The following is a 13,696-nucleotide window of genomic DNA, read 5'->3' as shown; positions in this document are numbered from 1 at the left end:
CCTTTCGCGGGCAAGCCCGCCCCTACGCAAAGGGGCCAAGGCTCTTGGGTCGAGCTTGTGGGCGATACGGCCTACAGCTCAATACTCATTCCGTCGTAAGCCACTTCCACCTTTCGGCGTACCAGTTCGGCACGTTCGGCGGAGTCTTCGTCGAGGATCGGGTTGGTGTTGTTAATGTGGATCAGCACCTTGCGCTGGCGGGGCAGCTGTTCCAGCACTTCGAGCATGCCTCCCGGGCCGTTCTGGGCCAGGTGACCCATTTCCCGGCCGGTGCGGGTACCGACGCCACGACGCTGCATTTCATCGTCTTCCCACAGGGTGCCGTCCAGCAGCAGGCAGTCGCTGGCGGACATGATTTTCAGCAGCGGCGCGTCCACCTTACCCAGGCCCGGCGCGTAGAAGAGCTTACCGCCGCTGCGCAGGTCTTCGACGATCAGGCCGATGTTGTCGCCTGGGTGCGGATCGAAACGATGGGGCGAATAGGGCGGTGCAGCACTGCGCAAAGGCAGTGGGGTGAAGCGCAGGTTGGGGCAGGCCGGAACCGTGAAGCTCTGGTCGAGCTCGATGCGGTTCCAGTCCAGGCCGCCGTTCCAGTGGCTGAGCATTTTGAACAGGGGGAAACCGGTGCTCAGGTCTTCGTGGACCATGTCGGTGCACCAGACCTGATGCGGGCAGCCTTCGCGCAGGCTGAGCAGGCCGGTGGTGTGATCGATCTGGCTGTCCATGAGGATGATGGCGCTGATCCCGCTGTCGCGCAGTGCACGGCCCGGTTGCATGGGGGCAAAACCCTGCAGTTGGGCGCGGATGTCCGGGGAGGCATTGCACAGTACCCAGTTCACCCCGTCATCGGAAATCGCGATGGACGACTGGGTACGAGCCTGGGCCCGCAGGCTGCCGTCGCGAAACCCTGCGCAGTTCACGCAGTTGCAGTTCCACTGCGGAAAACCACCGCCGGCGGCGGAACCTAGAATCTGGACAAACATGGACGCTCCCAGGGAAAAAAGACGTAGAACTGAAAATAAAAACGCCCCGGACGGACCGAGGCGTTGCGCTGCGTTTTCTGGCCAGAGGCAGAAATCAGCGGCTGGCGAAGTACATGGTGACTTCGAAGCCGATACGCAGGTCGGTGTAAGCAGGTTTGGACCAGGTCATAAAAATGCTCCTTTGAGGTGGGTGGGACGGGTATTGCCTATACATATAGTCCACCTCCGGCGGGAGATGTTCAGATGCTTAGGGGGCTATCTTACTAAATTCCCACAAAAGGTTGCCCGCAATTCTGAAGAAAGCTCGTTGCAGCACCGGTAATGATCATTCTGCCGCTTGCCAGGGCGCTCCTGGTCAAGGCCCGTTGGCCAGTACTGTCCAGCCGCCTGTCGCCGAATGCAGGGCCATGGCGGCCTGGGTCACGGCTGAGGGCGTGAGGGCCAGGATGCTGTCGTGCAGCCGCTCCAGGTAATCCGACGGATGGCCGGCCAGCTTCGCCTGCCACAGCAGTTCAGCGGCTTGCTCCAGGGGCAGGAGCGAGGCTTGGAACTGTTGAGCCAGAGCCTGTCGCTGTTCGTTCCAGAGCGGCTCGTCGAGCGCCTGGAGCTGTTCCGGCAACTGCAGAAGGAATTGTTCCAGGTGCTGAAGTATTTCCGTGAGCGTCGCCTTGGGCGATTGCACGCCGAACAGCAGGCCGGTCTGGCCATTACGTTGGCGAATGGCGCTGAACACCGCGTAACCCAACTGCAACTCCACCCGCAGGCGCTGATAGAACGGCGTCTGGCAGAGTTGGCCCAGCAGGCGCCAGGCCGCTTCATCGGCAAGGCGGGTGCCGGGCGTTGGGCAGAACAGCAGCAGGGCCTGTTCGCTGGATGCCCCGGGGTACGTCTGCCAACGATAGGCGGTGTCTGGCGGTGAGGGTTGGCACAGGGCCGTATCTGCTGTTCCCGGCATCTTTTGCAGCGCTTGACCAAGGGCTTCCTGAGTGCCGGCTGACAGCGCCAAGGCCAGGCCATCCCATCGAGCACCAGCCCACAGGGCTTGCAGGGATTGAGGGTGTGCAACTGTCGGCTCGCTGGGTTGTGGTTGCTCGATGAAGGCCTTGAGCAACTGACGGATCGGCATCAAGGGGGCATCGTCTGTCGTAGCTGCGCTCTGCAGCCAGAACGATTCGGCGGGCTGGTTCAGTTGCTTCAGCGCCTGCTGCAGCACTGCGGGCATGGGTTGCTGCAGGCCACTGAGTTTCAGCAACCAATCGGCGCCACGGGTGGTGAAGCTCAGTGCTACTCCAGCCTGAGCGGCATCGCTGCGCAAGGGCGCCAGGCTATGCAGGAGGCGCTCGTGCACACCAGCTGGGGCGGGTGAAGCCAGGCGCCAGCGCAGAATCAAGGTCCCTTCGCGGCTATCCGCAGGCAGGGCCTGGCTGATGTTCAACGCCGAGTTCTCTCGCCGGCTTCGCGAGCGATCCTGGGCGAAGGTGCGTAGTCCTCGGTGCGCGCTGGTCTGCCCGCGAATCAGTCCTGCCCGCGGTGCTTCAGCCGTGCTGCGCAGAAAAGGGTTACCCGGTGGCAGGCGCCACTCATGGCTGAAGTTATCCACAGCCTGCGGTTGCAACTGTGCGAGCAGCACCCTGAGGGCCTCGAGTCCTTGCGCATCCAGCTCGCCGACGGTCTGCCGGCTGTCCCGCTGGGCCAACTCCAGGGCGCTGCCGACCTGCTGCTGGCGTTGTTGCAGCAAGGCATATTCTGTCCGCAGCGCTGGCCAATCGTCCTGGGCGCTGAAGAAACTCAGCCAATCTGCCAGCAGTTCGCGGACCTGGGCCGGGGCCGTCGCCTCTGTTGTGCTCAGGTTCAATTGCAGATGCAGCAAGGCCTGACCGGCAAACTCGTATAGCGTCTGTGCCTTGAGGCTCTGGGCCAGTTGGCGTTGCTGGAGTCCGGCAAGCAGCCCGCCCGGCTTGGCCGATTGCAGCCAGGTGCAGAGAAAGTCCAGGGCGGGCGCTGCGCTCTCGGGCAGTTGTTCCAGGGTGAACAGCAGGTCCAGACGGTGAGCATCGAGCTGCTGATAAGTGCCGATGCCGGTAGTCGACAGCGCAGGAGGCACGCTCTGCTCAAGGCGCTGGCCTTTCGGTAGATCTGCACCATAGCGTGTGGCCAGGGCGCGGAGTTCTTCCAGAGACTGTGGCCCGGCGAGGCTCAGGGTCATTTGCCCGGCTTGGTAAAAGTCTTGGTGAAATTGCTGCAGCGCTTGCTGAAAAGCCTGGCTGGGCAGGTTGAGGCTGTAGCGGTTGCCAGCATGGAAGGCACGCAGCGGGTGAGCAGCGGACAGGCCATCGAACAGCGCGAACTGGCGTTGCGCCGCCCCATCCCGGGACCAGGCGATAAATTCCGCATGCAGCACTTCTCGCTCCCGACGCTGGTCTTCAAGACTCATCCGCGGTCGGGCGAGCATGTCGCATAGACGCTCCAGGCCACCGGCCAGGGCGCTGACCGGCAGCTCGAAAAAGAACTCGGTCGCGCGCTCACAAGTCTTGGCGTTCAGTTGTCCTCCCTGGCCCCGCACATAGGCCATCAATCCCTGTTCGGCGGGAAAGCGCTCGGTGCCGAGAAACAGCAGGTGCTCCAGGAAGTGCGCCAGCCCCGGCCAGGCCAGTGGTACATCGTGGCTGCCGGCCGATACCCGCAGTGCGGCGGCGCAACGTTTCAAATGAGGGGCATGACGCAAGGACACCCGCAGGCCGTTGGCCAGGGTTTCCATGTGAGGCAGAGGGTGGTTCAGCGCGGGCATGAGCACTTCCAGAACAGAGAGGCGCTCATGCTAGCGGATATCCCCGGATCAGCGCTTGCTCAGGTCGTCGTAAAGCTCGGGACGGCGATCGGCAAGATAGTGGTTCAGTGCCCGGGACTCGTGCATCAGCTGACGATCCAGGGTGCCGATGATCAGGGCCTCGTCCAGTCCGGCCAGGGCGATCCGGCTGCCATCGGGGGCGGCGATGCTGCTCTGGCCGCAGTAGCGGATCTGATCTTCCCGGCCGCAGTAGTTGGCGTAGGCCACGTAACACTGGTTCTCGAAGGCCCTGGCGCGAATGGTCACATCGGCGACGAAGTCGTAGGGAATCATGTTCGCCGTCGGCACCAGGATCAGCTCGGCACCGGCCAGGGCCAGACGCCGGGCGTTCTCCGGAAACTCGATGTCGTAGCAGATCAGGAAACCGAGCTTCCAGCCGTTGAGCTCCACCAGGGGGAAGTCATCTGCGCCGGCGCTGAACATCGAGTGATCAAGGTCACCGAACAGATGGGTCTTGCGGTAGTTGCACAGGCGCTGGCCGTGGGCGTCGATCAGTTGCACGGCGTTGTAGATCTGCCCGTCGGCGCTGCGTTCCGGATAGCCATAGAGAATCGCCGTACCCGCCGCTTGAGCGATAGCGGCGATGTGCTGGGCCGAGGGGCCATCCTGGGCCTCGGCCAGAGCGCCGACTGCTTCCACACCGATGTTGTAGCCGCTGAGGAACATTTCCGGCAGCACCAGCAGATCGGCATCGGTGGCCTCCATGGCCACCTGATGCAAGCGTTGCAGATTGGCCGTCACGTCCAACGGCAATGGCGGGCACTGATACAGGGCGACACGCATGGTCCTCACTCCTCTGACTGGCTGACCGGGCACTGTAGCCGATGTCTCGTGTTCGGCGTACGGTCCGGCGCCGAGCCCCAAGGAGCTCTCGCCGGTATTCGCTGCAGCCGCGGTCAGTATTGTTCAATCCGCCAGGGCGATAGGCCCGATCTCATGGAACACATCCCCTGGCCCCGGGTTCTCGGCATGGGTAGCGCCGCCGAAGTGTTTCATGATCCCCCACACGGCGTTGAGCGACGTTTGCACCGCGCCCTCGACCCAGGCCGGGGTCCAGGACACATCGTCACCTGCGATGAAAATGCCGCGCTGTTCGGCAGGCATGTCGTCCTGCATGAAGTGCGCGTACATCCGCTGGTTGTAGCGGTAGTGGCCCGGCAATGCGCCCTTGAAGGCGCCGAGGAAGTGCGGATCGGCTTCCCAGGACACGGTGATCGGATCGCCGATGATGCGGCTGGCGATGTCCACTTTGGGGTAGATCTTTTTCAGTGCGTCCAGGGCCAGTTTCACGCGCTTTTCCACGGGCTGCGGGAGCATCTTCAGGGCATCGCTCATCCACGAGTAGGACAGGCAGATCACCCCCGGCTTGTCGTCGCCGTTGTCGAACAGGTAGGTGCCGCGGGTCAGGCGGTCGGTGAGGGTCATGCTCATCAGGTCGCGGCCGGTTTCCGGGTCCTTGTCCTTCCAGAACGGCCGGTCGACCATGACGAAGGTCTTCGACGACTGCATGTAGCGGGTGCGGTCCAGGGCCATCCACATCTTCTGCGAGAACAGCGACTCTTCGCATTCGATCTGGGTGGTCAGCAGCCAGCTCTGGCAGGTGGTCAGGACCGCTGCGTATTCCCGGGTATCGCCCCAGTTGTCGGTGACGCTGAAGCGGCCGTCGGCGGCCCGGGCAATGCGCTTGACTCCGGTGCGTGGCGCGCCATGGTGCAGCGAGCTGAGGCTGGTGCCGGCCGGCCAGTGGGCGCAACGCTCCGGCACGTGGCGCCAGATGCCCAGGGGCACCTGTTCGACGCCGCCGACCACCAGATGCTGGTGATCGTCGCAGTTGGTCATCACCACGCGGAAGATTTCCAGCATCGAGTTGGGGAAGTCCGAGTCCCAGCCGCCGGTGCCGAAGCCCACCTGGCCGAACACTTCGCGGTGATGGAACGACAGCTTGGCGAAGGCCTTGGAGGTGGCGACGAAGTCGTAGAACGTGCGGTCGTCCCACAGCGGCACCAGGGTGTTCCACAACTCTTTGAGGCGCGGCACATCGCGATCGCGAATGGCTTGCTGGATCTCGCTGAAGCGCGAGCCGTCCTCCAGGGCGTCGGCCCAGGCGTCGGCGACTTCCTGGAACAAGGCCGGTAGGTCAGCCAGTTTTTGTGCGTAGTGGGTCTGGCCTTCCAGATCGATGACCGTGCTGCCCGACGCTGGGGTCAGCGGGTTGGGGAAGGGCTTGGTTTCAAGGCCGAGCTTGTCGACGTAGTGATAGAAGGCCGTGGACGACACCGGAAAGCGCATGCCGCCCAGCTCGGCGATGATCCCTTCGGCACCTTCGAAGGCCTGGGAGCGCAGGCGGCCGCCCATCTTCGACGCTTCATAGACCACCGGCTTGAGGCCCAGCTTCATCAGTTCGTAGGCGGCGACCAGGCCGGCGATACCGGCGCCGACAATGGCCACTTCGGTGCCGTGCTGGGCTTCGGGGATGCTGCCCAGGCCGGCGGGATGCTCGATCCAGTCGTCGAAGGCGAAAGGGAAATCCGGGCCGAAAATGGTGATCGGCTTCTTACCGTCTGCAGGATGGCGATTGTTCTTGTTCATGGCTGACCTTGGCGGGCGGCTCAGCAGAGTGCTGAGTATAGGAAAAGATGGCAGCCATTCTAGAGAGGGTGAAACACGTAAATAAGACGCAAACTGTCGTCGTTATGCATTGTTATTTATCAATATGACGAATAGATGATTCAGATTGACGGCGGAGTGCTATCGGCTGCGGCGCGTCAGAGCGCATGGCCGCGATCGATCTTGCTGCTGAGGATGATCGAGGTGGTGGTCTTTTCCACGCCGTCGACGCTGCCGATCTGGTCCAGCAACTGGTCCAGCTGTTCCGGCGAGTCGGTGCGCAGCCAGGCCACGTAATCGAACTCACCGCTCACCGCGCACAGTTGCTGGACCTGAGCCATGCCACTCAGGCGGCGCAGCACTTCCTTGCCGGAGCGCGGCTGGACCTTGATGCCCACATACGCCTGCAAGCCGCCGTCGACCACCCTCTGGCCCAGGCGCACGCCATAGCCGGTGATGACCCGGGTCTTTTCCAGGCGCGCCAGGCGCGAGGTCACGGTGGTGCGGGCGATACCCAACTGCCGGGCCAGCATGGCCACGCTCTCGCGGGCGTTGATCTGCAGGGCGGCGATCAACTGACGGTCGACTTCATCAAGAACGGGAGGGCGGCTATCGGACAAGATGGGCTCCAGCACGGCTATCGAGGGAGCGAGCATGTTACAGCCTCGGGCAAACCCTGGCTGCTGCTGCCGATTGTCTGTTCGGATCGGGGGCTGATCTTTGGCGATCGGGACTTTTTTTGAAACAAATAGCCTGCGACAAGTTGTCATAAGTAACCAGTTAGTACATTCTCGCGACCTGGTTTTACAGATGGCAGAGGTTTGACATGAAAAACACGGGGGCTGCCACCGGCAGCCGATGGCTCCTGATGGGGCTGGGCGTTCTGATTGCCCTGATCGGGCTCGGCCTGGCGGGGGGCGGTGGCTATCTCCTGAGTCTGGGAGGCAGCGCCTACTTCTTGTTGATGGGCCTGGCGATGCTGGTGTCCGGCGTGCTGATCGCCCGGGCGAATCCCCGTGGTGCAAGGCTGTACGGCGTGGCCCTGGTGCTGACTGCGATCTGGGCGGTCTGGGATGCGGGCCTGGAATACTGGCCGCTGGTTTCGCGGGTGCTGACCTTTGCCGTGATCGGCCTGGTGGTGGCGCTGATCTACCCGACCCTGGTGCGCGCCTCCGGTGCTCGCCCCGGGCGTGGGGCCTATGGCTTGGCGGGGCTGCTGGGCGTTGGCGTAGTGGCGACCCTGGCCTACATGTTCGTGCCGACCCATGTGGTCAAGGCGGACAAGGTGCCGGCGATCCAGCCAGTGGCACCGGGCACTGAACAGAAAGACTGGGCCCATTGGGGCAACACCACAGCGGGTAACCGTTTTGCCGCCCTGGACCAGATCAACAAGGGCAATATCGGCCAACTGCAAGTGGCCTGGACCTTTCGCACCGGTGACCTGCCTGAAAGCAACGGTGCCGGTGCCGAAGACCAGAACACTCCACTGCAGATCGGCGATACCGTCTACACCTGCACCGCCTACGGCAAGGTGTTCGCCCTGGACGCCGACACCGGCGCCGAGCGCTGGAAGTTCGACCCCAAAGGCTACGCGCCCAACTGGCAGCGTTGCCGTGGCTTGGGCTATTTCGACGCCTCGGCCGCCGCGGTAACCGCGTCCTCGACGCCTGCTGCTCCTGCGGCTTGCACCAGGCGCCTGTTCCTGCCGACCGGCGATGCGCGCCTGATTGCGCTCGATGCTGAAACCGGCAAGCCTTGTGAAGACTTCGGCCACCAGGGCACGGTCGACCTGAAAACCGACATGGGCGAGATCAAGCCGGGTTACTACCAGCAAACCTCGACGCCTCTGGTGGCGGGCACTGTAGTGATCGTGGGCGGCCGGGTGGCGGATAACTTCTCCACGGGCGAACCGCCAGGCGTGGTGCGGGCTTTTGATGTGCGCAGCGGCGAGCTGATGTGGGCCTGGGACCCGGGCAACCCGGCCACCACCAAACGTCCGCCGGCGGGTGAAACCTATACCCGTGGCACCCCGAACGTCTGGTCGGCGATGTCCTATGACGCCAAGCTGGGCCTGGTGTACCTGCCCACCGGCAACGCCACGCCGGATTTCTTCGGCGGTCAGCGCAGCGAGTTCGATGACCAGTGGAGCTCCTCGGTCGTCGCCCTCGACGTGAAGACCGGCCAGGTGCGCTGGCATTTCCAGACCACCCACCATGACCTCTGGGATTTCGACCTGCCGGCGCAGCCGCTGCTGTACGACATTCCGGACGACAAGGGCGGCGTGCAACCGGCATTGGCCCAGGTCACCAAACAGGGCGAGATCTTCCTGCTCAACCGCGAAACCGGCAAGCCGATTGCCCGGGTCGAAGAGCGGCCGGTGCCCCAGGGCAATGTGCCGGGTGAGCGTTACTCGCCGACCCAGCCGTTCTCGGTGGAGATGCCATCCATTGGCAACCAGACCCTGACCGAATCCGATATGTGGGGCGCAACGCCCTTCGACCAACTGATGTGCCGCATTCAGTTCAAGGGCATGCGCCATGAAGGTGTGTACACCCCGCCTGGCCTGGATCACGCACTGCAGTTCCCAGGCTCCCTGGGAGGCATGAACTGGGGCAGCGTGTCGGTGGATCCGACCAGCCACTACATGTTCGTCAACGACATGCGCCTGGGTCTGGCCAACTACATGATCCCTCGGGATCAGATCGCCGCCGGTGCCAGTGGTATCGAAATGGGCGTAGTGCCCCAGGAAGGCACGCCGTTCGGCGCCATGCGTCAGCGTTTCCTCTCGGCTGTTGGTATTCCTTGTCAGAAGCCGCCGTTCGGCACCATGTCGGCCATTGATCTGAAGACCAAGAAATTGGTGTGGCAGGTGCCTGTGGGCACTGTGCAGGACACAGGTCCGCTGGGGATTCGCATGCACCTGCCGATCCCGATTGGCATGCCGACTCTGGGCGCGTCCCTGGCGACCCAATCCGGCCTGTTGTTCTTCGCTGGCACCCAGGACTTCTACCTGCGGGCCTTCGATACCGGCAATGGCAACGAAATCTGGAAGGCGCGCTTGCCGGTCGGTAGTCAGTCGGGACCGATGACATACGTTTCGCCCAAGACCGGGCGCCAGTACATCCTGCTGACGGCGGGCGGTGCTCGTCAGTCGACGGACCGTGGCGATTATGTGATCGCCTACGCGCTGCCGAAATAGACACCGCGTCACGGCACTCTAAAAAAGCCGCGCCCAGCGCGGCTTTTTCATCAGCGCACGCCAGGTATCTCGGTCTTGGGTGACCCTGGAAAAGACTGCGCGAAGCGCGCCATGTCCTGAAGCCAGGTAAAACCTGCGGGCACAAAAAAGCCGCGTATCACGCGGCTTTCAATTTGGTGGGCCCACACGGACTTGAACCGTGGACCAAAGGATTATGAGTCCTCTGCTCTAACCAACTGAGCTATAGGCCCTCAGTAGGCGGCGGATTATAACGATGGTTTCTCGGCTGTGCTATCCGAAAAGTCGGAAACCCGGATCTGCAGGAAGGTTGCGCAGAACTCATCGGCTTCCAGGGGCAGGCTGACGATGTAGCCCTGGATCTGCTCGCAGCCTTCGAGAGTGAGGAAGGTCTGCTGGGCCTGGTTTTCAACACCTTCGGCAATGACCGTGAATTGCATGCTGCGGCCCAGGGCGATGATGGCGCGGACTATCGCCACATCGTGGGGGTCGTCCGGCAAGCCGCGGACGAATGATTGGTCGATCTTGAGAAAGTCCAGAGGCAGGCGCTTGAGGTAGCTCAAGGACGAGTAGCCGGTGCCGAAGTCGTCGATGGCCAGTTGCATTCCCAGGCGTTTGAGCTGATGCAGTACCTCCAGGGCTTCTTCGGCCTGGCTCATGATGAAGTTCTCGGTGATTTCCAACTGCAGCAACCCAGGCGGCAGGTCATAGTCGCGCAGCAGTTGTTCGATGCGGCCCAGCAGGTTGGGTTGGCGCAACTGGGCACCTGCCAGATTCACTGACAGTGGCCCGAAATTCTCATAGCGCTGACTCCAGGTATGGAGTTGCTGGCAGGCCCGTTCCAGTACCCAGTCCCCGATCAGCAGGATCATGCCGTTCTCTTCCGCCAATGGAATGAAATGCTCGGGGGGGACGTCGCCGAAGTTGGGGTGGTGCCAGCGAATCAGCGCTTCGGCCCCCACCAGTTCGTGGCTGCTGAGGCTGATCTTGGGTTGGAAATAAAGAGACAGCTCTCCGCGTTCGATGGCTCGTCGCAGTTCGTGCTCCAGGGCGACACGTTCGCTGGCCTGGGCGGTCAGGTCGCGGGTGTAGCGCTCGACCCGGTTGCGCCCCTTGGCCTTGGAGCGATACATGGCGGCGTCGGCGTTCTTGATCAGCGTGGCAACGTCGCAGCCGTCCTTGGGGTACAGGCTGGTGCCGATGCTGGCGCTGATGAAGAACTCGTGTTCGCCGGCCTGGAAGGGGGCGGTGAAGCAGTTCAGCAGCTTGGTGGCGATATGGTCGGCGTCGCTGGCCTGATGCAGGCCCGGAAGCAAGATGATGAATTCGTCCCCACCGAGGCGGGCGACAGTGTCGATGTCTCGCAACTGTTCCTTGAGACGTACCGCGATGCCTTTGAGCAGCAGGTCGCCCACCGGGTGCCCAAGGCTGTCGTTGATGTGCTTGAAGCGGTCCAGGTCGAGAAACAGCACGGCGCCCTGGCTGCCGTTTTCCTCTTGGCTGTTGAGCGCCGTCAGTAAGCGGCTTTCGAACAAGGTGCGGTTCGGCAGCCCGGTGAGGGGATCGTGGTGGGCCTGGTAGTCGAGGCGTGCCTGGGCATGCTTGAGGCTGGAGATGTCGGCGAACACCGCAACGAAATGGGTGATCTGCCGATCCTTGTTGCGCACTGCGTTGATCGTAAGCCAGTTGGGGTAGAGCTCGCCGTTCTTGCGGCGGTTGGAGATCTCGCCCTGCCAGTGGCCTTCCAGGGTCAGTTGGTGCCACATCGCCGCATAGAAGGCGCTGTCATGCAGGCCGGACGCCAACAGGCGCGGTGTGTGTCCCAGGGTTTCACTTTCGCTGTAACCGGTGATCTCGCTGAAGGCACGATTGACGGCGCTGATGCGCTGCTGGGTATCGGTGATCATTACGCCTTCGGCGGTGCTCTCAAACACCGTGGCGGCCTGCTGCAGTTTTTCCTGCATCAACTGGCGGTCGGTGATATCCCGGGCAATGGTCAGCATGCAGTCGTCGCCGCCAATGGGCAGCGGTCGGCTCGACAGTTCACAGAGACGGATCTGGCCATCGTTGCGTCGGATGTGGCAGCTGAAGTCACGGACAAAACCGTCCCGCTGCAGCAGGTCGAGCAGCTGCTTGCGCTCGTTGAGGTTGACCCAGATTCCCAGGTCCAGAGTCGAACGATCCAGGGACATGGCACTGTTGAAGCCGGTGATGCGGCTAAAGCCCTCGTTGACCTCGATCAGCAGTCCATCCCGTTGCCGGGTCAGCAACAGCCCATCTGGTGAAGCATGGAAGGCTTTGGCGAACTTCTCCTCTGAGGTCTGCAACTGTTGCTGGGTTTCCTTGAGCTGGCTGATGTCGCGCACTACCACCACCAGCGCCGGGGTGGTGTCGAGGTCGAAGGGTTCGGCGGAGATCAGGCCGGTGAAGAGTTGGCCATTGTGGCGGCGGAAGGGCATTTCCAGGTTGCGGATGCTACCGGCCTGCAAGCGCTGCAAGAGGCTCGGGCCGACCCCCGGGATGCCCCAGATATTCAGTTCGGTGGCGGTCTGGCCAATCACGGTTTCGGCGCTCAGGCCGATCTGCTCCTCGAAGGCCTTGTTGACCTCCAGCAGGCAGCCGTCGGACAGACGCGCGATGACCAGGATGTCCGGACACTGCTGGAACACTGAGGCGAACTTCTGTTCGGAAAGGCGCAGGGCCTCTTCGGTGTGCTTGGTCTCGCTGATGTCGATCATCAGGCCGCGCATCACCGGCTCATGGCCGTGTTCGATCAGGCTGACGATATCGCGCACCCAGAGGCATCGGCCGTCAGCGGTGATCACTCGATAGTCGAGGCTGTGGTCGCGTCCGGCCTGTACTTCGTGGTCGCAGAAGGCCTGGGCACGAGTCAGGTCGGCGGGGTGGATGATGTTGCGCCAGAACCCCGGGATCAGCCAGTGGGATAGGGGGTAGCCCAGCAGGGCCTCGGCATGGGGGGAGACATAGCTGTAAGTGAAGTCGCTGACACGCGCTTCCCAGGCGATGGCCGAGAGGCTCTCCACCAGGCTGCGGTAATGGTATTCACTGCGGCGCAACTCTTGTTCCAGAGCCACCCTGCGGGAGATCTCCGAGCTCAGGCGACGGTTGATGCGGATCACCACCGCCAGCACTGTGACCAACAGCAGGAGGCCGGGCAGACCGTACATCAGGACATCCGACCAGAACGTCCGATGGTCGAGGACGCTGCCGACCCAATGTTGTTGAATCTCGCTGATTTCCTCGGCACTGAGGTCCGCCAGGACCTTGTCGAGTATGCCCGCCAGGATCTTGCTGTCCCGTGGGACGCCCATGGCCAACTGGTAGCGATAAGGGGTTTCGCCGCTGACGTACAGGCCCTCGAGCTTGAGCTGGCGCAGGCTCCAGACACTGGAGGCCAGATCGCCCACTACGGCGTCCACCTCGTCGGTGGCCAGGGCCTGCAGGGCCGAGCTGATATTGGGCAGGGCCACGAGGTTCAGGTCCGGGTGTTGGGTGCGCAGCAACTCGTGGGGGGCGTAGTTCTCCACCACCGCGACCTTGAGGCCGTAGAGATCCTTGAGGTTGCGCGGTTGTGCGCCACCTGCATGGGCCAGGATCACAATGGGGAAGTCGAGATAGGGGCGGGTGAAGGCCATGTAACTCTGGCGTTCCGGAGTCGACATGATGCCGGGCAGCAGGTCCAGCTTGCCTTGCTTGGCATCTTCGAGCACGGCGGTCCAACTGGCCGGTTCGACGGGCGTCAGGGTGATTGACAGGCGTTCCTGGATCAGCTGGATGTAGTCTGCTGCCAGGCCCTGGTAGCGGCCCTCTTCATCCCGATACTCAAAGGGCGGCCAGGAGGCATCTACACCCAGGCGCAGTTGCGGGTGGGCCTTGAGCCAGCCACGTTCTTCATCGGTGAGAGTCAGCGCGCCAGCCGTTGCGGTCCAGGTAAGTAGCGCCAGCAGAAGCATGGCCGACAGTCTGGGCATAACCGTCTCGTTATGGCACGGGGAATGTTTCGAGTGTAGACGGGCTATG

General features: G+C 62.7%; 8 protein-coding genes and 1 tRNA gene. 1 reads left to right on the top strand and 8 read right to left on the bottom strand.

All coding sequences use genetic code 11. The annotated features are described in order from the left end of the window. Window positions 1–71: 71 nt before the first annotated feature. The 6 genes from pqqB to ACMGF8_RS02055 all read right to left on the bottom strand — a co-directional run bounded on the left by pqqB (window position 72) and on the right by ACMGF8_RS02055 (window position 7,058). Window positions 72–983, bottom strand: coding sequence for a pyrroloquinoline quinone biosynthesis protein PqqB (pqqB, locus tag ACMGF8_RS02080; protein ID WP_416758529.1), 912 nt, complete (start codon window positions 981–983; stop codon window positions 72–74). A 94-nt stretch (window positions 984–1,077) separates the two neighbouring features. Beyond that, the gene (pqqA, locus tag ACMGF8_RS02075) at window positions 1,078–1,152 is read right to left on the bottom strand and encodes a pyrroloquinoline quinone precursor peptide PqqA (RefSeq protein ID WP_003194766.1); all 75 of its coding nucleotides are present in this window, start codon (window positions 1,150–1,152) and stop codon (window positions 1,078–1,080) included. A 186-nt stretch (window positions 1,153–1,338) separates the two neighbouring features. Beyond that, on the bottom strand, window positions 1,339–3,771 hold the full coding sequence (gene pqqF, locus ACMGF8_RS02070) for a pyrroloquinoline quinone biosynthesis protein PqqF (protein WP_416758527.1): 2,433 nt from the start codon (window positions 3,769–3,771) through the stop codon (window positions 1,339–1,341). A gap of 48 nt (window positions 3,772–3,819) precedes the next feature. Continuing rightward, window positions 3,820–4,614: a carbon-nitrogen hydrolase family protein gene (locus ACMGF8_RS02065; protein ID WP_102861937.1), complete on the bottom strand. Its 795-nt coding sequence runs from the start codon at window positions 4,612–4,614 to the stop codon at window positions 3,820–3,822. A 123-nt stretch (window positions 4,615–4,737) separates the two neighbouring features. Next, window positions 4,738–6,420: a flavin monoamine oxidase family protein gene (locus tag ACMGF8_RS02060; RefSeq protein WP_102861936.1), complete on the bottom strand. Its 1,683-nt coding sequence runs from the start codon at window positions 6,418–6,420 to the stop codon at window positions 4,738–4,740. A gap of 176 nt (window positions 6,421–6,596) precedes the next feature. Further along, complete coding sequence (locus ACMGF8_RS02055; RefSeq protein ID WP_011063845.1) at window positions 6,597–7,058, bottom strand: Lrp/AsnC family transcriptional regulator; 462 nt, start codon at window positions 7,056–7,058, stop codon at window positions 6,597–6,599. Window positions 7,059–7,264: 206 nt separating this feature from the next. On the opposite strand from ACMGF8_RS02055, the gene ACMGF8_RS02050 reads away from it, so the two are divergent. Beyond that, window positions 7,265–9,637 (top strand): glucose/quinate/shikimate family membrane-bound PQQ-dependent dehydrogenase, encoded by a 2,373-nt coding sequence (locus ACMGF8_RS02050; protein WP_416758523.1) that lies wholly within the window; start codon window positions 7,265–7,267, stop codon window positions 9,635–9,637. Window positions 9,638–9,811: 174 nt separating this feature from the next. On the opposite strand, the gene ACMGF8_RS02045 is transcribed toward ACMGF8_RS02050, so the two are convergent. Both ACMGF8_RS02045 and ACMGF8_RS02040 read right to left on the bottom strand, forming a co-directional pair. Continuing rightward, window positions 9,812–9,888, bottom strand: a tRNA-Ile gene (locus tag ACMGF8_RS02045). A 15-nt stretch (window positions 9,889–9,903) separates the two neighbouring features. Further along, window positions 9,904–13,647, bottom strand: a complete 3,744-nt coding sequence (locus ACMGF8_RS02040) for a bifunctional diguanylate cyclase/phosphodiesterase (protein WP_102861934.1) — start codon at window positions 13,645–13,647, stop codon at window positions 9,904–9,906. Window positions 13,648–13,696 lie beyond the last annotated feature (49 nt).

The sequence above is a fragment of the Pseudomonas sp. BNK-7 genome (assembly GCF_048072025.1).
Taxonomy (GTDB): Bacteria; Pseudomonadota; Gammaproteobacteria; order Pseudomonadales; family Pseudomonadaceae; genus Aquipseudomonas; species Aquipseudomonas danubii.
Note: the sequence above shows the minus strand (reverse complement) of the source record. Positions and strands in the feature narration are given on the sequence as shown.